This window comes from Paenibacillus sp. CCS19, from assembly GCF_033239625.1.
GTDB lineage: Bacteria > Bacillota > Bacilli > Paenibacillales > Paenibacillaceae > Paenibacillus_T.
Genome location: NZ_BTCK01000002.1, coordinates 37,222 through 60,182, shown reverse-complemented (window position 1 = coordinate 60,182; position 22,961 = coordinate 37,222). Strand labels below are relative to the sequence as shown.

The 22,961-nt window shown below is 50.7% G+C and carries 6 protein-coding genes; 3 read left to right on the top strand and 3 right to left on the bottom strand.

Annotation, left to right across the window (positions count from 1 at the left end; all coding sequences use genetic code 11):
- Nucleotides 1-69 precede the first annotated feature (69 nt).
- The 3 genes from SBI19_RS02445 to SBI19_RS02435 all read right to left on the bottom strand — a co-directional run bounded on the left by SBI19_RS02445 (nucleotide 70) and on the right by SBI19_RS02435 (nucleotide 19,320).
- Nucleotides 70-7,617, bottom strand: coding sequence for a SpvB/TcaC N-terminal domain-containing protein (locus SBI19_RS02445; RefSeq protein WP_317964628.1), 7,548 nt, complete (start codon nucleotides 7,615-7,617; stop codon nucleotides 70-72).
- A 198-nt stretch (nucleotides 7,618-7,815) separates the two neighbouring features.
- The gene (locus SBI19_RS02440) at nucleotides 7,816-17,094 is read right to left on the bottom strand and encodes a Tc toxin subunit A-related protein (RefSeq protein WP_317964627.1); all 9,279 of its coding nucleotides are present in this window, start codon (nucleotides 17,092-17,094) and stop codon (nucleotides 7,816-7,818) included.
- A gap of 219 nt (nucleotides 17,095-17,313) precedes the next feature.
- Complete coding sequence (locus SBI19_RS02435; protein ID WP_317964626.1) at nucleotides 17,314-19,320, bottom strand: LuxR family transcriptional regulator; 2,007 nt, start codon at nucleotides 19,318-19,320, stop codon at nucleotides 17,314-17,316.
- Between the two features lie 497 nt (nucleotides 19,321-19,817).
- Here SBI19_RS02435 and SBI19_RS02430 point away from each other — a divergent pair, with 497 nt between their 5' ends.
- The 3 genes from SBI19_RS02430 to SBI19_RS02420 all read left to right on the top strand — a co-directional run bounded on the left by SBI19_RS02430 (nucleotide 19,818) and on the right by SBI19_RS02420 (nucleotide 22,876).
- On the top strand, nucleotides 19,818-20,819 hold the full coding sequence (locus tag SBI19_RS02430; protein WP_317964625.1) for a ketoacyl-ACP synthase III: 1,002 nt from the start codon (nucleotides 19,818-19,820) through the stop codon (nucleotides 20,817-20,819).
- A 188-nt stretch (nucleotides 20,820-21,007) separates the two neighbouring features.
- Nucleotides 21,008-21,733 carry a glycosyltransferase family 2 protein gene (locus tag SBI19_RS02425; RefSeq protein ID WP_317964624.1) on the top strand — a complete coding sequence of 242 codons (726 nt, stop codon included), beginning with the start codon at nucleotides 21,008-21,010 and terminating at the stop codon, nucleotides 21,731-21,733.
- A gap of 48 nt (nucleotides 21,734-21,781) precedes the next feature.
- The gene (locus SBI19_RS02420) at nucleotides 21,782-22,876 is read left to right on the top strand and encodes a glycosyltransferase family 4 protein (RefSeq protein ID WP_317964623.1); all 1,095 of its coding nucleotides are present in this window, start codon (nucleotides 21,782-21,784) and stop codon (nucleotides 22,874-22,876) included.
- The last annotated feature ends 85 nt before the right edge of the window (nucleotides 22,877-22,961 follow it).

Sequence of the window (22,961 nt, the reverse complement as noted above, 5' to 3'; positions counted from 1 at the left end):
CTTCGCGAAAGTACCCGCAAAAAAAGGTACAGCCTCCTCATTTTTTAAGGGACTGCACCTTTTCTCGCATCATGGACTTCCGAATGCATGGCGGACGGCAAGTGGCGGACATAAAAGATCTACCGCTATCGCAAGTGCGGCTACCCCTGCTACGACGGCAACGCCAGCCCAGAATTCCCGATTCGAACTCGAGGAAGATGTTGTCGTAGTCGTCGATGTAGTCTCTCTTACCGGTTCGGTATCTCTTGTAACGATCATATCGCTTACGGAAGGTTCTTCAATCGGTCTTCCGGGCAGCATTGTCGGAAATTCGACAGGAGGACTCGTATGACCCGTATGGATCGGCAGCTCGATAGGCGGTCTTGTATTCCCCGTATGAGTAGGCAGAGACGGCGAATTTAGAGATGGCCCAGGTAAAGTAGCGGGAAGTGGATTATGAAGGACGATGCGCGAAGTTGGTGAAAGGCCTTGCTCAACCGTTTCATCCTTTACCGTCGTCGGACCCTGTTGGGACGATAGTTCTCTTCTCGTTTCCTCCGTCGTTACGTGCAATACGCTTTGGTTCGATATAATGACCCTGTCCAGTTCATTAAGATCTACTGGCGTATTCGTAATCCGGCCGGCCAATACGTAAGCTGCCCTCGTTTCCTCGATTAATTGCGACTCGCTTGTAATGATGCCTGCACGGACCCTTTCCCTTATTTCGGCTTGAAACCTTCCTACTTCTGTATGAAAGTATCCTCTCCCGGTTTCGACCAGGATCGTTAGCTCTCCCTGAGCAGCGGATATTGCCCTTTGTTCCGCACCCGTTCTGCCCCGCTGTTCCGCTCGAATGGAAATCTGAATAGGGTGATCCCGCTGAACGTTATGACCGACTCCGCTTCTATCCGTCACCGGTTTGTTATACGGCCATGCTGACATTAATTCCGGCTCAGGTTCAGCGCTGCTTGCGATAGAAGGATCGGATTGTTTTCCGTTCTTGTCGTTAGCATTTATCGGATTATTTCTGACGTAACGATACACGTTTATGCCGTCTTCGATGCCAATCGGATCAGCGCTCAACCACCTGCCCAACCAAGGTAAATAATACCTAGCGCTATGGTATTCCAGGCCACTTTCCTCGTCCCGCTCCATGCCGGTATAGCGGTAGCGTTTTGCAGCGCATTTAATTTCCGCATTTTTCGCTTGAAAGGCGGTAGTGCCGTAGGGGTGATATTCTTCGTAGCTGATAACTTCCCCCGCTTCATCCAGCTCCAACGCCGCCGAACCGATATGATTGTGCAACTGATAACGCACCGTTTGGACAGGGGCGGCTCGACCCGTCGGTATGCCCGATACCATGATCGGCTTCGTTTCCGTCTCGATTATGACAAAACGGTGCTGCTGGTCCATCAGGCTCAGGCTGGTCCGTTCCAACCCGGCATCTGTGCCGCTATGAAGTTTGTAGAGTTCAAACCCGGCGACATAAATCCGTTCGTCTTTTTTGCTTGGCTGAACGCCCTCATCGGCCTGATTCTCGGTTATTTTTCTAATCCGTTGCCCATGACCGTCATATTGGTAATAAGTCGTTTCCTGCGTGCCGCCGTCCGTTCGCCTCTGGCGGACGGTTTTGACGAGTTCTTCTTTGTAATTCCATCCCATCACTTCCAAATGAGGCATGTCCGTAATGAAGCCATGGCTCGGATGATGCGCATAGCCGTAAGTATTTGCTCCAACTTGTGTGCTGATCAGACGGTTATTCGCTGCTTGATAGTTATACTCTCTTGTCCAGTTGTTGCCTGCGGCTTGATGACGCATTTGTACAATATTGCCGACCGCATCATAGAAATAACTTTGAGAATAATTCCGCATAGCCATCGGATCGCCGGGGTTCATTTGTCGCATGAAAGCATTATCGTTCCAATTGTCTTTACTGTCATAAGAGAGCGGCGCATCATTCTCTCTGCCGGCGGCCGCCGCCAGACGATAAAGAGCATCGTAAGTATAAGTAGCAGCTCCGGTTATTTTTTGGTTATCGTAAAATACGACGGGGATGTTGGTGTCTTCTATATGAGTGATATTGCCCGCCGGATCATAAGTGTAATGCCAATTATGAAGTGGATCAGTGTTCGAGCGTTTGGTTTCTAGACGCGTTAGCCGGAACGTTTCCTTGTCGTAATAACACCTGGCGATCACGTCGTTGCCATAAACGGTTTTAATGCGCTGGCCTTTTTCATTGTAATCAATGGCTTTGATATAGATCGTCGTAATGGCGTCTCCGGCATGAGAAACGCTCTCGCCGCTCAGTAAACCCGCCTCATTATAAGAGGGCGTAATGATGCTGCCGTCGGGCGCGGTTTGTTTCGCGATTCTTCCGAGGGCGTCCGTTTCCGTAATAAAAGTAAAACTTTCGACCTCAAGATCCGCAGTTAAGTTGGCGTCTACCCAGTTGACGATGCCTTTATAGTTTTTGAATAATTTGCGCGCGGTTGATTTAGGCTGTCCTTTGAAGTCATATTCAGGCGTTTCAACAAGCCCGCCGGTATCGTAATGCCTGACGACCTGCCCCCTGAGGTTTTTCGTTTCGGGATCGGCTTCATTCTCTCCGTAAAATAACCGATCGAATATCTGGTTAAGAGGAGTATCTCCGTCGCCGCCGATGACCTTGCTGTGGGTAGGCCGATGCAAGGTATCGTAAAAATATTGGAATTCATGTTCGCGCTCATCCCAAGTACGCAGCGGCTTGCCCAAAATATTCGCCAACAGCCACCGCTTACCGGCATCCATGCTGCTCTGATAGATTTTGTTGCCTAACATGTCGTACTCATATTGCATCACGACATTCCCTCGGGCATCGGTAACTTTGCGCAGATTGCCTTCGATATCGAGTTCGACTCTGGTTAAGTAATATTCATCCTCTTCGGTAATCAAATCTTTATTATGTTCGACTGAAAGTACAGGTCTGCCCAATGTATCGAAGTGTCGGACATTAGGAGTGCCTGCATGTTTGCCTGCTTTCTCGGCGGCCGTTTTTTCCTTTGCTGGATCTTTGCCGGCCGCAAGGAGTTCGGCATCGATCAGCCGGTGGATCCTCTTGTGATACCAGGAAGATTCCATACACGTATCGTTTTGATCGTATACGGCTTGTTTCCATGAATCGAACACCGTGTGCGACAATGTGCCGTCGGGCATTTCGGTTTTGATAAGCCGTCCCGGCGCGTCGTAGAACATCAAAGGCGTGACTCCGGTTTCCACCAATTCCTTCATATCCTCGAAGGCATGCGAAACGGAAAAGTACGGCTCATATTGTTTCACGGCATTGCCTTTGTTGTTCAGCACGGTTCTGCCGTTGCAGATCCATCGCAGTTGCTTAGGGATAAGTGACGAGGTATCGATATCGGCGATGCGATAAGATCCGTTTTCGGGATCGACTGTCACCTGTTTGGCCAGCCCCGGTTCAGCTTGCTTCTTTTTCATGACCACTTGACCAAGACCGCCGGCGTATTCAAAACTAATTTGAATAGGCGAGTCATTGTTTTTCTTAAAATGCTCTTCTCTTACGATGGAAGCGACAGCCGCGGGTTTACCCGAATTCCGGTATCCATCGAAGTCGTAGACGAATCTTGCCGTGGCATGCTGCAATAAATTTTTCCCAAGCGCAACCAAGAGATCGGATCCCCCAGCGTTATAGAAATCATTGACCAGTGCGACATCGGCCGACGAAGAGAACTCGTTCAAGCCGATCAGATCATCAGCTTCATCGCCTTTACCGAATATTGCCACGGCCTTCACCAAGCCTAGTTCATCTTTAATGGCTTCGGAAATATTGCGATTCGGATCCTTCATTCGTTGCGGCGAAAGCGTCCTGAAATTGAATCGGTCGACTATCGTTTTATTGCCCAGCGCATCTTCGGTTTCTTCGATGAAGAGTCGATAGCTACCATCGAATTTCACTTTCGTTTGAGCTCCGTACGGATCGGTATAGGAAAGGGGAAGATAAAATCGGCCGCGAGCATCGGCGACGGCTTCTCCCGCATCGACGTATTGGGTCGTTCCCGAGCGGATCCACCAATTTTGATCGCCCTCGAAGTAAGTAAAATTCCCTTCCAGCATAAGAGCATCATTCGCCTTCGTACCGAAGATATGGTCGACAAGGGTCGGCGTGTAAGCTAATCGATAGCTTTCGTATGGAAGCGCCAAAGGTGCCAATTGATACAAGGGCAAGGCATCTTTAAAATTGTCACTGAGGTAAACCGTGCGGATATGTTCGATCAGCCTTTTTTGTGAAGTTCCAGTTGCGGGATTTATATCTGCCTGATGATATTCCGCTTGGACGGCATCCGTTAGGATATTCTCGAAATCTTTCACGGAAAAAAATCGGTCGCTCTTCGAAACGCCTTTCAACTCGTAGGTCATCGTTTCCGCCGGAAGTTTCAAACGATAGGAAAAATCCGAATCAATATCGTTAGTGAAGCTATTTTGCGTATAGGTAATCAAGGTTTTGTTCTGCGTTTCCTGCGTTTCCATGGGCAGGGAAAGATCCTTTTTTATTCTCGGATACACGACTGAAGCCGATTCCAGTACGTCTCCGTATTCATCCAGCTTGATATTGAGAGTATGGGTAATTCGCGGATCTTTCGTATCCCGCTCATAGCTGTAGGTGATGGCCTCGCTCTCTTTGACGACGAATACGGCGTGCTTGTTTTGCCCTTGCGGTTGCAGCAGCTCGACGACGCAATTATGGGTTGCGACGGAGTAAGGCGTAAGTTGTTTTTTGATTTGGTCAGGCGTCGCTCCCGATAAAGGAGCATCGTGAGCAAACGTTTCGGTACGTAGTCCCATGCCTTTGCAGGCGCGTAAAGCCTCTCTCCATTCCTGGGTACTGAGACGGTCGACATAGGATTGATCTAAACCCGGAGAGGCAATGATACGCGCATCAGGCAAAGCCGATTCATGATCGACGAACGTAAAGCCCTCCCGCTTCATTTCTTCCTGCCAATAATCCGTGGAAAACGGGCTCAGAATGTTGTCCTCGCTAATAAAGGCTCCGGTATGAAACCAACTTTTCGTGATGACTGGATCCTGACTCAAAGATTGATCCACGATATTACTTGCATTCCCTTTTACCCAATGTTCGAAAACTTCGGCATCCGTCCGTTCGACCATACCGAATCCCCTGAATTCCCTTTCGGCATGGTCGTAATAGCCATGTCGGTATCGGTAGGAGCTGACGTTGCGGTAACCAGAAATCCGGTCTCTCGTTTCGGTTTTTGAAACGCAATGAACCGGAAAATGCAGTTTGGTAACCCAGGGCTTGCCTGCAAGCTTATCCTTTACGTAAAACAAGGTGGAGGGGGTATATTCCAAAGTAACTTCTTTGCCAAGGTTATTTTTGTAAGCAACCATGACGTGAGGTTTTTTGCCGTTCGTTAAGTCGATATATTTTAACGGAGCCTGTTCATCCTTGGATAAAGGACTTGACCAGACGATACAAGAGCCGCCGTTGCCAAGCAAATCGGTAATCGCGACTTTTGCTTGCTGATGAATTTCAGGGAAGGGATCTATTTCGAACGGAGCGACTTTGAATTCGTTTCCGCTTAAATTCATCCAACAAGTGAATTTGTTTTTACCCAAATAAATTAGATCGGTCGTACCTGAACCGTCAATATCGGCTAATCGTAAATAAAACGGATTGAATGCGTCGGGATAGTCGAAAATCGGGGCATTGTCCATTCCCACCTTGGCGCCGAACCGGCCATAACCGAGGTTCGGCCAATAACAAACTTCCCCGTTTCTGATCCTGACGATATCCGTCAGTCCGTCGCCGGACATATCCGCCAGGAATATGGTTTGCTGGAGGTCGGCGAATACGAAATAAGGCCCCTCTTCTTCGTCGAAGGGCAAAAATATTTTGTGGGCGTTCTCCATTCCTTCTCTGCCCGCCGACTCATACCAGGTGAAGACGTGATCCTCTGTAATCAGTACGTCGGCTTTGCCATTCCCGTTAAGGTCAACCATTCGGACATTCGAATCTTTCATATCGATATTAGGCAGACGGTCGAAGGTTCGAAAATTTTCCCAATGTCCTTGGTCGTTCAACTCGAAATACCCTCTCGGTTCAGTGTTCAAACTCACCAACTGCTTGCTTCCGTCCGCATCCAGATCCATCAGTTGCAATCGTGAACCTACGCCAGCAAAAGATGGTTTTGGCGATAGCTGTTTGGCGTGTTCAAACTTGCCATCCCCTAAGTTGCTTTTGTAAAACCAGCTTCCGCCTTGTTCGGTCAGAATGCCCGAAAGGCCTTCGTTAAATAAATCCGCGAATTGATAAAGAGGCTGGTCCAATCCGACAGGCGCATGGATGAGAGAGTCCGACGAAACGGAATGTACGGTTTTGTCCCAATTATGCTTCTGATAGTCGAACTCGGTTGGCGGCAGATGTTTAGACGTATACGTCCCGTCAGGTTTCTTGATATATCCGAAGGCGGTGATCGCGTTTAAGAAAGTAAAACTTGATTCGCTTGTGGTGTCGTATCCGAAGTTCAAGGATTTTACTAATGCCGAGCCGCCGGGAAGTTCGGCGAAATAATGAAACAGCAGCATGCGTTTGCACAGTCTTGTAGTTCTGATCTCGAAACTCGCCTTATACTCCGAGAAGGCATCAGCCCTAAAATCCCAATCTCTGCTCTTGGCAAACGGAGCGTCCTCGTCATACTCCCCGTAATCGAATACCGTTTGGAACAAGTAATCCGTCTCAGCCGGATAAGCTTCATTTAACGTACCGTATGGCGTTTTGTTCCCGTACAGCACTTTCTCCGGATACAGATTGGCATAGGCAAGCTTGCCACTTTTTATGCGATTTTTGTTATGCAACAAGGAAGCGTCTAACCCTTTATCGTCTTCTTTCTTATAGATGTAATGAGCGCAGTTGCCTTTATCGTCGAAGACGAATTCAGGCAGCCATTCGAATATTTTATTTGCATCTTTAGGGTCGGAAATTCTTGATGCGTCGCTCCAACCAAAAAGAGTCGTTACGTTTTCTTTCGTAATGACCCTCCATTTGATTTCCCGCGATGTTTTCCCCGACCATCTCTCGATCCTGGAAAATAGGCCTTCAATACGAGGTATATAAAAAGTGATCGTGAACAAGCCGTCCGGGGAGTCCTTTTTTTTGATTTTGTAGTTCCCGTCCGCAGCGGTGCTAAAAGTACCATCCGTTTTTTTCGCGAATACCGGAACAAGGTCTTCTGCCTCTGAGAAAAGGAAAGTATCCGAGTCCGCATCCGAATCCAAATTATCAAGATATCGGGGGAGCTCTTTATCGGTTTTACGTTTTATGGACGGCAGGCTCAAAGTCCACCCTAAGCCGAAAATACCGTTTCCGGCGCCTGAATTATAAGATAGATTCAATCCAGGTGAAGCGCCGCCCCTGGCTGGAGAAAATGGAAGGGGGATGGAGTAAGAAGCCGTTCCATTCACGGCATTTACGGAAAACTTTTCATCGATTCCTTTAATGGCGCCTCCGCCTTTTGGTAAAGAAATGGAAGGGATCTCAATTGCATTGGACTTCGTTTTTCCTCCATCCGTTGTGAGGAATGGAGATAAAGATTTTGTTGAATTTTCTATTTCTTTTGTCATTTGTTCACCTCATACCGATAAATTGCACCTCAAACCCCGCCGTATCGATATTTGCACCATCAAGGAGAAGATCGAATGCGCCGTTCTCATTCAACTGCTCAGATAAGTCTGATAATTCGCCTCCTTGCCTGGCCACGGACTTATGTTTTGTCCGTGGCCTTTTTGGGCAGATCTGTTGCAGCTCGAATCCATGCATAATTACAAATGGTATTTCACGATCATGATCAATTCCTCAAGATCGTTCAAGGCTGCGTCATCAACCTTTAGCGTAAAAGGTTCGTTCAACGTAATGTCCTGTCTCAGTTCGCGACAGAGTTTCCAGTCTTCCACCCGCTTAAGCGTTATTGATTCGTCACCTAGCAGCAAGGTGAATGTGGCCGGGTCACTCTTCCCCTTCGCCAAGAACATGACGCTCTCGATTGCAGTCGTCATTGGCTGTGCCATAAACGGTAGTCTGGATTTATCGATGGTAACGTCTACCGTTCCTTTCTTCTTAAGCAGATGCCATTCGTTAGGCAGGTCATGCTTCATATTCAGCCCCATGTGAAGGCCCGTCTCGTTCCATTGCTGCTCGATTGCCGCAAGCTGGCTCTTAACCGATTTGGCCGCGGTGGACTTCAGGCGCTCGCCGCCATCATTCGCCGTATAGTTAAGGTGAATGATGACATCCGAGATTGTACGGTAGTCGAATTGTCTGAAGGTCGGCAGCTCTAGCCGCCACTTGCTGATCACGCCCGCGCCTTCGAACGGCAAGTAACGCTCATCTTTGAAATTCAACTCGAACATGCCGTCGTCATTCTGAGCGGTGCTCGCCGCGATCGCTTGGATCGGAATTATATAGGAGCTGAATCTGTCGTCGTTCTCTTCGGTATTCTCCTCGTAGGCTTTGCCACCGATCGCTGTGTTCCGGAATTTGTTCTCGAGCAGACGCAAGGAAGCATTCACGCTCGTATACGGTCCGGCAACGCATGGGATCGAGATTGACAGCGATTTGATGCGGCGTTTGTAATGACCGGGATAATCCAGATCGAACAGCACCTCCGGCAAGGCGAATTCGCATGTGCCGGTTTCCCTGAGCTTGACGATGGCCAGCGGGTCAAGCTGGTACAGCGAGATCGGCTTGCTAATCTCGTAATCGTAGCCGCGCTCGTTCTGATAAGCGGCTTCGAGCTGCTTCAGGCCAACATAGAGCTGCTCGCCCGCAAGCAGACCGTCTCGTCCTGCGTCGAAGTAACCGGCTTGGATCCAGTTCGAGCTGCTGACGCCCCGTTCGAAGCAATACGTTTTCTCCGCTTTCTTCGCAAGGTCATAGGCCAAATTATACACTTGGCGATATAAGGTTTTCAGGCTGCCTTTCATCCAGACGTATAGCTCTTCGTTCGTATATTTGCTTCTGATGAAGGATTCGACTTCAGCCGCGTTGTCGATCGCCTGCTGCTGGTTCGCGATCTCCTGATTGGCCAACTGTATCCGAATTTGCTGCGCTGTAATCTGTTTATCGATCTGCTTCAATTCGTAACCTGCGGCGTTCGCCTGGAAGATGCGCTCCTGCAGAGCACGGGTGAAGCCGGCCTTCTTGCCGGCGCTTGCAGATTGGTAGGATAAGTGGTCCGCATGAATGCGTAATCCACGGCCGACGGCACTCGCGGCGTTCGCCAGGTTAGGGAAGCCCCAAGCTACGCCGGCTCCCACCCCAAGCGGTTTAAAGTCAATCGTGGTGCTCGGGAACGCATGGAACACGGAAGCCAACGTCTCGACGACGCCAATCCCGGTTTGCCAATCGGCGGCGGCGCTCGCTTTATCCATGTCCTCTTTCTCGAAAGGAATCAGCTTCAAGCCGCTGTCTCCCGCGACGGTTACGATCTCGTTCGGGATGCCACTGAACTCGGACGTATCGGACGGCACCAAGCTCTCCTCCAAGCCGCTCAGTTTCAAGTAATATTTCATCCGGGCCTCGACGATTTTACGGTTCTGCTCGAGCGTCTCGACCGCTTGCTGCGCCTCTACCAGCTGCTTCTTTCTGATCTCCATCTGCAGGTGCTGCATGACTCCCTCGTGTTTGGCGCGAATGAGAGCGATCTCCTCGTTGTCCTGCTTTTCCATGGCAGCTAGCATCGCCCCACCAAGCGACTTCAATTCATTGCACAATTCCAGCGCCTTCTGCAGCAAATAGTAGAATCGGTAATTCGGCATCACCGTGTTCAGGTCGTTCAGCATAGTAGCAATAGAGAGTCCCTGTGCCGCGGCCCGCATGAGCAGCGCCGGATCGATCGGCGGCTCGAACAGCGCCAAGCTCCGGAAGACGCCACCCATATTCTGACCGTGGCGGATCTTGTACAGCCGGTCAGCCACCGTATCCCAATACCCGGTCAGCTTCGGATTATTCGGGATGCAGAAATATGATGACGAAGCCAGTCCGTAGATATTGGCAAAGGTCAGCTCGCCGTTGATTTCGCCGCTTGGGGCCTCCATCTGATCACTGAACGGCGAAGCCAATTCTATCTCGACCATCGCGTTGCCGAAGGCATCCCACTTGTCCAAGAGGCTCAGGTATGAGTGCACCTTCATGCTCCCCCGTTTAGGAATCGTCATTGGACGAGGTCCTAAAATATGCCCTGCAAGTACATAGAGCTGGGTAGCCTGATTGATCGATTCAATCGTATCCTGGCGGAACAAGTGATCGCCCCAAGCGAGCAGGTTATCCAGATACTTCATGACGACCCACTTCATGTAGGCCACTCCTCTGCTCCGGGCAACGACATGCGGCATGAATGGTTTGTTGCGCCATTCGCTTATGAAAGGGTCAGGCGTATTCGGGTGAAGCTCCTTGAAGATGCGGTCCAGAATTCGCTGGCTGTCGGTATTCTTGAACGGTTTGAACTGCCAGAACCGGTTGTCGTCGTTCCCATCCGCGATCGGGTTGAACACGTAATGGAACCATTTCATCGCTTCTTCATACTGCTGCGCTTTACTAAGCGCATCCCCAAGCAGCATCGGTGCATGGAAGAACAGCTCCCATCCATAGAGCGAATAGACGCCTTTCAGTTCATGGTAGAGATTCGGTATGTTATAGTGCCAATCCTGATCATATTGGCCGGGATCGAAGCTCTGTTGACGAAAAAGCTCTGCTGTGCCCTGACCCAGTTTGCCAAGCATGCGTCCCGTGTCGAGATAATGAAAAGGAATCGAATTATACTGAAGTCCGAATAATCGTTCGCCAAAGATATCCTCCTGGAAATAAATATCATTCCTAACCTGAGACAAGGGGGCCGTTGAACTAACCTGCCATGAGTTCAACCGGCCCTGCGACCGATTGAATTTATCAATCGGAATTGCCACTGTAGTGACAGGTGACACAATCTTGAATGCAGACCCGTTAAAAGAGAAAGCAATATAATGAATGCCATCGCTGTCCAGGTTATCATCCACATTAATGACAATTCTGTCGTCATAAGCGATCGGAACGAACTTGAAATACGGTAAATCGTTGATCGCGTCGATAGGATCAGTGTATACTGCCTCCTTGCTGATTTGTTTCTGCGTCCATTTTCCGCCGCGATACTCGCTCCAAGCCATTCGGATTTCATAGAACTCGACAGGTTTCATCTTATCAATGCCGCTAGCGTCATTACCAAGCGAGGAAATGCTGCCGGTGCCGGATCCGGGATTCGCCTTCGTTTTCTTCATAATCTGCGGAAAGAAAGCGAGCAGGCGGCCATGCCAGACTATAGGTGTCAAATAGCAACCGTTCCCAGTTACCTGACGGGTGACCCGGTCCTCGATGTCATAGCATGGAATATCAACCTGCATTTTTTCCCACGCATACCAATTCTGCTCATCCAACGCAAAGTAACGATAGTAGAAGTAATAAGGCGCATTGCGCGTGCGGGCGAACACGTGCAGCCTTGCTCCTTTACTCCATTGGGTTCCTGCGCCGGTTCCAGAGATGCATAGCCCGATCATTTCCATATTAGCTACTTCGTTAACCTTATACAGATAGGAAGCGAGCGCAGCCGTCGCATTCTCTACAGTGATGTCCTTCTGCAGCAGATCGCTCTCCAATTCTTTGAAGAATGGGCTTTTGTCGTCCCGAAGATTGCTCTCGATCCAGTTCTCCGGATAGAGGAACACTTTACGGTTGGCCTCCCATACCCGGTAGCGCTGCATCCAATCCCAACGCTCTCGATCGAGGGTGGCCGGCGAGATGCCGCTTTGCGCCTCCTCCAAGCCAAGGAAACAGCGCTGCACGAACAATTGGACCGAGGAGATTGCCTGCTTGATGCGGGATGTCTCCATGACGGGCTCCATCTGCATGTCGATGAGGAAATACTCGAACAACCCGTCCGCGTCCGTTACCTCCCAATCGATCAACTCCTGGCGCTGCAGCAAATATCCGATCATCGCTTCCCGCTGATGGCTGCGAAGCTGGTCATGCAGAGGCTTCGCGATTTGCTCCCATTCTGTTTGAGCATGTCTTACGCGAATCGCATGCTTGATGTTATCGGCAATCACTCGGCATTCGCCGAAGTCGGACGTGGGTACTGCCCATTCGAAGAGCAGGTCGATGTCGACGCCAATCTTATCCGCGATCTGCAACGCATGCTGCAGCTTCAGCAGCGTCTTCTCATGGCCGAATAGCTCCAATGCGCTAGCGTTATAGTGATCCGCGGCGATCAGTTTCCCGATCCGTAAGCTGCTCCAGCCGGTAAGATCCGCTATCTTGTCTGGGAGCTGCGACCCGTCGGATGTCGTGTACACCCACGCCCAGAACTCAAGCAGCGTCCCTTTGCCAAGCGGCAGTGACTCGCGCAGCCGGACATAAGCGTCCAGACGCAGCCAATGCGGCATCGACAGTGCATTGAAGTCAAGCTGCCCGAAACGATCGCCATGCACAGCGAAGAACCGTACCTCATCCGCACTCAGACCGAATTCGGTCACGAGGATCGCGGCTTTGGTCAGCGCCGTGAGCGCAGGCTCGCATAGTTGGGAAGCAAAGTCTGGGATCAGCGCGGACGAAGGGATCGGAACGATTGCCGAAGCAGGCGTCTTCCAGCTGATCTGGCTGAGCGCCGCGCCGGCTGCTTCGAGCTTATATAGCTTTCCGGCCTGCAGGTGGAGCGTCCCGCTCCACCACTCGTTCGTCGGGTCCTCTTGGGCAATCACTTCCACTACCGCCCCATCCAGCCTGATGACGGGGGATGCATCGCTGTTACGGACAATGAACGTATAAGCGGCTTCGGCAGGCGGTATAAGATAACCGCTCCATGCTGCCTCACTTGGTGCTGCACTATCTTTGATTTGCTCGAATACGTCATAGATCGGAGCAGTGCCTGGTTTGATCCGGAGCACTTCCATAACCAATACTGCGGTAACTTTCGCATCAAGGCCGATAGCATCGGCCAGCGTATCGATTACGAATCGGCGTGACAATTGATTGCGCAGATATGGCAGGAACAACGCTAGAAACGCAGTCCGTTTCATCGGAGCCGTATTCGGATCCGACTGTCCTTCCGTTAGTTGTTCGAACGCTACCGAGATATCACCTCTCTTGATTGTGGCTTCGATCTGCGCTTTCTCCTCTTCCGTCAAGGTCGTTTCATTGTCGAAGATGCCCGATAACAGTTCCTTGAAGCGCTTGTCCTGCTGCTTCTGAATGCGGACGAGCGCGCTTGCCCAATCGGAACCGCTGTGAATCGCCTGGTAGGCAGATACTTCGTCTTCGGTCAGGATACCTGCGACCTTAATGCTGCCGACAGTTGAATCGTATTTCAACTTGCGCTTGAGTGAGCTGGAATCTGGCAGCGTGACCTCCACGTCTGTGGGCGCATTGGTCGTATAGGTCAACGTGCCTTCCAACAAGCCGATGATCTGCTCCACCGTGCCGTTGTCGAAGAGCAAACTCGTCTTCGTTCGAATAAGGGCGTTGGTTGCAAATTCATAGGAGACTGCCGTCAGGCTCTGATGCGCCTGGTCAATGGCGTTCAAGCCATCGTACAACGATTTGGCAAGCTGCAGCACATTCTTCCGGGACGGCGTGAGCGGCTCATGGACGTCATCTGTACCCTTCAGGATGAAATTCAGCTGCTGATGCGTAAAGCCGGCCGCCTCCATACGTCCCCAGCGTTCCAAGAATTCGAGGGTGAGGTGAGCGTTCCGGAACACGTTTCCGAATAGCGGCAGCACCTTGATGAAGGAAGCGATGTTTAACCCGAGCGCACTGGATAAGAGACGATAGCGATATAGTATCGATACGTTGTGCAAAGTAAGCGCATCTTCCATCCCCGCTGCTTGGACGATTGCTTGAATATCGTCAGCGGTGAGATGAAGCGCCGCCATGACCGCAGGGAGATGCTCGGATAATCTGGCATCGCCCTTTAAATAATCCCCGTTGTCGTCCGGCTTGAAGATCGGATCGATGCCCAGCACATTATGCGTCAAGAAAAGACGCTGATATAGCGATTTCTCGCCCGATACGCCCATATCGCTCCAGAACGTCAGCAGCTTGGACAGCTCAAGACCTGTTGCCCCAAGAAGCCGCTTTACCGCCACAAGCTGATGGATGAGAGGTGGATTGATCTCCCCGGCTTGCCCAGATGTTTGATTGATGGAGGAGGAAGTAACTTTCGCCTGGCTTACTAAATTTGCTCCTTCACCGACGTGAATTCTGGCCACATCATAGAACCATTCAATTTGACCTGTCCAACCGTCGTTGAAAATACCCGTCTTCAGAATATACTCACCGGTAGGAAGATCCGTTGGTATACTCCAGCTTACCGGATAAAACTTTGTCACTCCTGCCTGGAATGATTGATGCTCAAAAAATTGCTGGAACACTTTTCTCGTCTCTGTAAGATCGAAAATTTCCACATCGATAATGACAGTCTCATTCTTTGGTGCGGTTACTTCTGTTTGAAAATTCAACGTGCCGCCTGGATATGCCGGATTCGTTGCAAACGTTGCTGTAGCCGTCCATTCCGTCGGAATCACTTCTTCGGGGCTGCCGCCAATCCCCGCGATCGCTTGATCCGTCTCGTCGATCGTCCATCCCAGCTTCCGCTGCAGCCGGATGAAGCGGTGCATGCGGTCATATTCTTCGGTCTCAAGCGGTGTCCCGTCCAGGTGCTGCAGCAGCGCTGTGCCGAGATCGCAGCTGTCTCGCTGCTCGAGCATGACGAGGAATAAAATGTTGTTCTTAAACAGGAATACGCCCTTCTCGCCTTTGTTACTAATGAAGACCATTCTACCGATCCGATCCGGATCCCCCGGATCCACCCAGAAGAATTGGCCCGAACTCGTCATGGTGACTTCACCCGTATTCACCGAGATACTTCCAAACTCGATCTGATAGTAGATATTATCGCGAATGATGCCTTCCTCTACCACGGCGGCTTGACGGTTATCCACGAAGATGAGGCCGTCGAAGCCGTCTCTTCCAATCTCGATTACGATCATTTTGCCGACTTTGGCGAATTGGTCTTTGACCCAATCCACGATCTCGCTCTCGGAAATCGCGACTCCGCTGGCTTCAGATTGAATCATCGCGAGCTGCTCGCTCTTGGCCAGCATATCCGCCATCTGCTCAAGGCCGTTCGCTTCCGCGTAGCTCTGCAGGTATCGGTAGCTAAAGCGCAGGCTCTCCATGATCATCTTCGATTTGCCCGTCGGCATCGAAGGATTGACGTACCTGGTCTTGAGCAAATCGACGAGCTCGAAGTAATCGATCCCTGTCCGGCGCAGGAACTGCTGCTTGATGAGAGTGAGACCATCGTAGGCGAGCATGGCAGCGTTATCCGCGTAGCCGTAATATTCGCACACCGGCTTGACGCCGATGATTTGCCGATATTCCTCCTCGGTGTGAAGCTTACTCGCCTGATAATCGATCAATGCCTTCTGCTCGAAGCTCTCCTTGTTCAGAATAACGTACTCTTCCTGCGTCAACCCGAGAAACTCGGCGTCCACAGCCCGGTCGAGCGCTTCGTTCTTGAGCCAGGCAAGCTTCGGATCCGCGTCTTCCTGATGCTTGCGGAACGTCTGCATCAGCTCATAGCGGCTCGTATCCAGGTGGTTCAGATAGATGCGGGCGGCATCAATCGGCTGATGATACGGCAGATTGAACGGATAAACCTCGTGCTTCAGGGTGGCATACGCCTGATATTCGGTATGCTGTGGTTCGGCCAGCAGCTCGCCGCTCGTTTCGCCCTCCACGTTGAAAGGCTTGGGGGCTGTATACGCGATATAATTCTCCATCACTTCGTTGACCAGATCGATATACGGTAGAACCGTATGGCTGTTCTGGCACGTCAGCTCCAGCTCTCCTAAGTCCGGTCGGCGCTCGAGAAGCTTCTGCAACGGGGTGCCGGAGATATCCTTCGGATCGGGATTAATCGGGATCGGATTGCTCGGATCGTTATCCAGATTGTTGTTCCTTAGATATTGCAGCAGCTCCACATAATAAGCCGCCGCACTGTAGACAGATGTACATTCGCCGCAGTCACAGAAATCGGCATCGCCGAAGAGCAAGTCCCAGGAGAGATGATGCTTCTCGAGAGTCTCTTCTAGCGAGTTAATGGATTGGTCCGTCTTCTGCCCATCAACGCGGATTGACAGGCCTTGATCTATCATGGCTACGCCGGTCCCTCGATATGTTTCCCGTAACGCCATTATCGCCTTCTCGTTGCGGACGCGCGCCTGCTGAGCATTGGTATAAATCTGCATCAGCGTCTCTTCCTCCAGACCGCTCTGCCTCATCGCCGCCAAGAATTGTTTCTGGGGCACGGACGAGATATGCAGGGATGAGTGCAGGTTCGCGTTATAAAGCACCGGCAACGCATCCGAATCGGGACTGATCGCCGCGATACGCTGCAGCGTCTTCATCTGAAGGATGACCTCGTCGCGATGATCTTCGGGGATTGCCTGCATCACCTCATCCTGCTTGACCAGCTCATAAATGGAAGTGGTGCGGATATTAAATTCGGGCTGACCGTCTAACACCGACGCTAGATGCAACCCGACGTCGTTATTCAGGATCGGGACCTCCGGGTCCCTGATCAGATTTGTCAGCATAGCGGTCGGCTGAGCACGGTAAAGTTCCCGATGCAGCTTGACCGCGTAGGCCCGTTGGTCCGCCTCGGATTGACCCGGCGCGGCTTCCTTCACCTTCTCGATAAAAGCTGATTTGCTTAACTTGGCCGCGATATCGCGAATGGACCGGATCTGCTCGTCCTTCTGAAACGCGACGATCACCTTCGGGTTCGCTCCGCTCCACTCGGCCAACTGATTGGTGAAGTCCAGATTACCGATCAGCTCGGGCTCGAATGCTTCATGGCTCTCGAGCTCGGACCTTACGGCCGTCCAATCGCCGTTGTTTTTCTTATAGATGGTATCGAACGCCTGCCGCTGCTTAGTGGATTTGAGATCGAATCTGTATGCATCGATGAGGGGATCCGTTTGAACGCGGTCCTCCGGTTTATTGTCCATCGTTCATTACTCCTTTATCGGGATCGTTGTCTAACGTCCGTGTACTAATGATCAGTGGTTAGGCTCTCATTCCTCTTCCACTCACAAGCATAACTGGAGCAATTGCACCTTGAAAGGACACCAAAGTATATAAAAGGGTATACGCCAGCAACATTTGCAGCCGAAATGCAAAGAAAGCCCAGAGGCCATCCTCTCGGGCTTTCTTCATCATGATGTGGATTAACGCAATAATTTTTTAATCAGCTCTGTTTTTCCTTTCACTTCCAGCTTCTCGTAAATTCGGCTCAGATTTTTCTTCACCGTAATCTCCGATAGGTAAAGCTTCTGGGCAATTTCCTCATTAGAAGAGCAGGATGTGACCAGAAGAGCAATTTCCCGTTCGCGTGGCGTCAGTCCCGATAGAACGGCATCCAACGCCTCATCCTTGTTGTCGATTTTCGTTGACCGATATAGATTATCTACAAATTTCCTCAAGTCCTTATCTTCCCTGAAGTCAAGCGCCATTACTGGAGCAGGAAAATCTGGACCAAAGGCTTTATGCGTAGCTCGTGGTACCTCTAAATAACCGATTCCTTTGACAGCTTCCTGAAGATATTTCATTGGCGTCGTGTATATCATCACTCCACCTTTCAAATAATAGGATAGATAAGTTTGGAAGAACATGAAGCGAGCGGCCGCACTGCCGTCCTTAGAAAAATCGATCTTGTATTGAAACCATCCTGCAGGCGACTCAGGAGATACGTTCAGTTTATCCCTCTCATGTCTGGATAAGGTTCGGAAGTAAGATTGGGTAATCGGGTTCAGTTCCAATAACCCCAGTGATTGACGATGAACAGGAATATAAATGAACATGCCCACTGCTTCGTGCTTCTCATTCTTAAGCAGCCTGATTGCATCTTTTCCTAATGAAATGACATCGGATAGCGAAATGGAAGTAAACCATTTCTCGTTAACGGACTTTGGTATTTTATAGATATATTTCTCATTCGTAACCGGATCGAACATCTCTTGAACGATGTCTTTCAGGTTGGCAAGGACCTCTCGTACATATTGCTCAGCTTCGTGCAAGTTGTCTTGGTTAATAGATTCAAAATAGTAGGATTGATCAATCGCATCATCGTAAAACATAGCTCGAAAACCTGGATCTCCCACAACATAGATATAATCGAGCAGGAGCAGGTTCCTTTCCTCTATTGAAATATGGCTTGAGGTAATAAGGCTGTAATGGTATTGGACGCTCCGCTGCCATAGACGATGGTAGATTTGAGGTTTTCTTAATCTGAAATCCTGGTAAAGCGCTTTGCGCAGCACCTGATGCAAATACCAGCCCCGCTCTGTTTTTCTAACAAAAGAAAGATGAATCAGCTTGTTAAACTCTTCGTTGCTGATTTCCCTCTCAAACATCGTCTCAAGAATTTCATGATTGAACACCCGGACCATGGTTACTGCTTCCAACAGCTCGCACAAAGCCGGATCCGGAAGCTCACGCAGCCACCGGCCTGCAATTTCTTTAAAGGTTTCCTTCCAAAGCAGCAATTCGGGTTCCTGTTCCCGGTTATGTACATCCATGTAAAGGGATAACGCTAAGGGATGTCCCTTTGTTATCATATATGATTGTCGCACAAAGCTTTCATCGTTCTTTCCATAAATGAAGCTGTACGCTTTACAGTTTTCGAAGTCAAAAGGAGACAGTGGCATAAATTTGATTAAGCTTCTCCACGCTGGGGATGAAACCCATCCTCCTCTCAGCGGAAATCGGCCGGCTAACAAGATGATGATTCGGCTGGATAATCCGACTAAGAAGGAATTCCGAATCCAATCATCAAGCTCATCCATTTCTTCATACGTATCGATTGCGAAGACTACGCGCCCCTTGCCCGCCAGATGATTCAGCTGTTGCTGGGCCTGCCGCAATAACTCGTCTTCCCGTCCCTCATCAACTGCTTTAACCTTAAGTATAGCGAGTAGTCGCGAGGTAAACCCGGTCGGTGTTTTCGTAAAGTCCACGCAGTCCAAATGAAAGAATGGAACTCCTTCATGAACGCATATTCGCTGGAACTGGTCCAACAAAGAACTTTTTCCAATCCCCCCTGTACCGCTAATATTAAGAATGGTTGACGTACGATCCGAGTTGAAGACGATATCCCTAAAAGCATCCAGCTCCATGCGGCGCCCTACAAAATAACTCTCTTCTAACAGCCGAATCTTATCACCAAAGTTGCCCATGGAAACCTCCAACGACACATATTTCAACTTTGTATACTTATATGTATACTCAAGGGTCTATCTATCCCAAAATACTATCTTCGGTGTATTCGATAAATGTTTGAACGATCCTGCTTGTTCGCATGATAAAGTCACCGGTTCAATTTTTGAATAATAAAGCTCGCTTCGATAGCATGATTGACCCTCTACAGTTGAAAAAGCAGCCGGGTAGGGATGGCTGCATATGCAACCGTATCTCGAAGAACGATGGGATTGTCTTCTATTAATGCACGGATGGGATAATTTTCGGCATGTAGTATTAGTTGCTACCGGATCAAGACCAGACTTCACCTTCCTTCGGGAATTAAGGTATTCGGCGGATCCAGCAATTGAGTCGGTTCCACAGTTAGAAGAGTTCCCCCTTCATTATCCCCCTCCTTGACAACCACCCTCCCACATGTATAGTATTAGGTATTAGCATCTGGTACTAATACCAGATAACAAAGGTGGTAATCGATATGACTTCATCCTTCCGCATTCGTTCTAACGCTAAGCTGACGGCAATCGGTTCTTATGTCCCTGATCAAAAGATAACGAACGCTGGCCTCGAGCGTCTCGTCGAGACGAACGACGAGTGGATCGTGCAGCGTACCGGCATCTCGGAGCGCCGCGCAGCGGCCCCGGATCAATATACAAGCGATATGTGCATCGAAGCTGTCGCTGATCTGCAGCGCCGTTATAACGTTCAGCTCGAAGATGTCGACTACATCATCGTCTCCACAACGACGCCTGATATGCCATTCCCATCCGTATCGGCTCGCGTCCAACAGGCGTTCAACATCGGGGCTTGCGGTGCGATCGATTTGCAAGCGGCATGCGCGGGATTCACGGCCGCTCTGCAAAATGCGAACGGGCTGCTCCTCTCCGGCATCGCCCGCAAAGTGCTGGTCATTGGGGCCGACTCGATGACGAAGATTACCGACTACACCGATCGCACGACGTGCATCCTGTTCGGGGACGGCGCTGGCGCCGTTCTGCTGGAAGCCGATGACGATCGCGAAGGCGATCTGCTCGCATCCTACTCCGTAACGACAGGAGCTGGCGGCCACCATGTATACTTGACCGGCTTGTCCGAGAAGCTCGGCGAACACGAGCTGCAGAATCCCGGCAAGATCGTGCAGAACGGCCGCGAGGTGTACAAATGGGCGGTCAGCACCGTACCTATCGGCATCGAGCAGCTGCTGGAACGCGCTGGTCTGACCGTCGCCGATATCGACTGGTTCGTTCCGCACAGCGCCAATATGCGCATTATCGAATCGATCTGCGAACGTTCCGGCATCCCTGTTGAGCGGACGCTTGCTTCACTCCAACATTACGGCAATACGTCGTCCGCAACGATTCCGCTTGCTCTGGATCTGGCCGTTCGCGACAACAAGCTGCAGCCGGGCCAATTGGTGCTTCTCTATGGCTTCGGCGCAGGACTGACCCAAGCCGGCGTACTCATGCGCTGGGAACTGTAAGCCTAGCATATAACTATCGTATCTCCGTAATACAGAACGAACGCTATCTAACTACTTCACCCCCCTACAGTTCAACATTTCCGCTGCAAAATAGTCTCCTGAGGAGGAGCAGATGACGTGTCCCTGCTCCTCCTATTCTCGTATGCTATTAAGAGAACGACTACGAGAAAGAACGGAGGATACCCATCATGCAGCCGGGCATGCCTATGGTGTCTATTGTTATCCCCTTCTATAACTGCCCCTATGTTGATCAGGCTGTTGCAAGTGCACTCAATCAAACCTACCCCAATATCGAGATCATCGTCGTGGATGACGGTTCCACCATGCATCAGGATAAGCTCGCCCCTTACCTCAATCGCATTCACTATATCGGCAAGGCGAATGGCGGCACAGCTAGCGCGCTTAATTACGGGATGAGCCTAGCGTCGGGCAAATATGTGGCGTGGCTTAGCTCCGATGATCAATTCAAACCAGCGAAGGTCGAACGTCAGGTTGCTTTCATGGAAGCGACTGGCGCGCAGATCAGCTATACCGATTTTGACGTTATCGATCAGTACTACAACATTACCTCCCGCAATGCTTCTGCCAAATTTCCTTCTGCACGAGAGTTGTATAACTCGCTGCTAGGCGGATGTGCGATCAATGGCTGCACCATCATGATGACGAAGCAGCTGTTCACGGGGATGGGCGGCTTCAATGACCGTCTCCCTTATACCCATGACTATGAATTGTGGATTCGGATTGTACTTGCCGGATTCGGTTTCCCTTTCATTAACGAATCGCTTACCGTCTATCGGTCGCACCCAGGCATGGGAACCAAGAAGCATTACGATACGATTATGCAGGAAGCTCAAACGATCGGGAATATGTACCGTTCCGCGCTTACAGCGCTCATCGCCCGCACACCTGGATAGGACGATCCGCCTCGCAGCTAATGAACTGTACAGCAGGATGAAAGGAAGGTGCGTCAACCAGCTATGGAAATATGGTTCATGTTCGTCGTCCCAAGCGGCGGCATGCATACGCTCAATTGCGAACGCATACCCGCCTTAACGAAAGCTGGCATTCGCTGCAGACTGATCTACTTCCAACAGGGCATCGGCAGCACGCAAGGCACGATGCCTTGCCCCGTCCACTATGCGAACACGCCGGAACAATTCGCAGAGCTGCTCCGCCAGCATCCCCCATCCGCCATCGTCGTGAGTTCCTGGTATACGGTTGTCCAGACGCTTCGCGAGCTCGGTTACGCGAAGCCGATTATTTTCGAGATACAAGGGTTGGGTCCACCTCAGAAAGCGCGCTCCGAACTATCCTTGATGTACGGGGTTATCCAGCCCCACGCAACAGCTGTCCTGCATCCGGGCAGTCCGCTCATTACCGGTCTGCTCAGCGTTATGATGCCTCACAAGGTTAGCTATGTCATCCCTAACCCGATTAACGCAGCCGCCTTCCACTATCACTCGAAGCCTGCCAATCGGAAGCTGCCGATGATTCTTATCTGGATCGGACGAGTCGAGCCGAATAAGAACTGGTCGGAATTTCTGCTTATCGCCCATGAGCTGGTGAAGCGCGGCGAAGATCCAGAGCTGTGGATGTTCGAGGACCCGACACTCTCGGTGCCGCAGGATCGATTGGCGATGTCGAACGCCATTCATGCGCTCGGACTGCAGAACCGCATCAAGCTGCTGCCGCATGTTCCACGCATGCAGATGGCCGAATACTTCTCAGCTGCGGCCGATTCCGGCGGCGCGCTGTTGATGACCTCGCTGTCTGAAGGCGCGCCTTATGCTGCGCTTGAAGCGATGATATGCCGGTGCCCGATCGTAACGAGCGACAACGACGGCATCCGCACGATGGTCGCCAATGGCGTTCACGGCATCTACTACAACTTGGGAGACATTGCAGGCGCTGCGAATGCAGTTCAGAATCTCCGCCGCGATTCGATGCTTCGCAGGGCGATCGTCAGCCAAGCGGAACAGCGCGTGATGTCGGAGTTTCAACCGGCGCACTACGCCGCTGCGTTCCAACTGATCCTGCGCCAGCTCGGCGTCGGATAACGATAAAGATAACGATAACGAACGATAACATCGAGGAAGCTTGTCCCCCTTTACGATGGCTGCGGCCAGCGGGGCGGCGAACTTC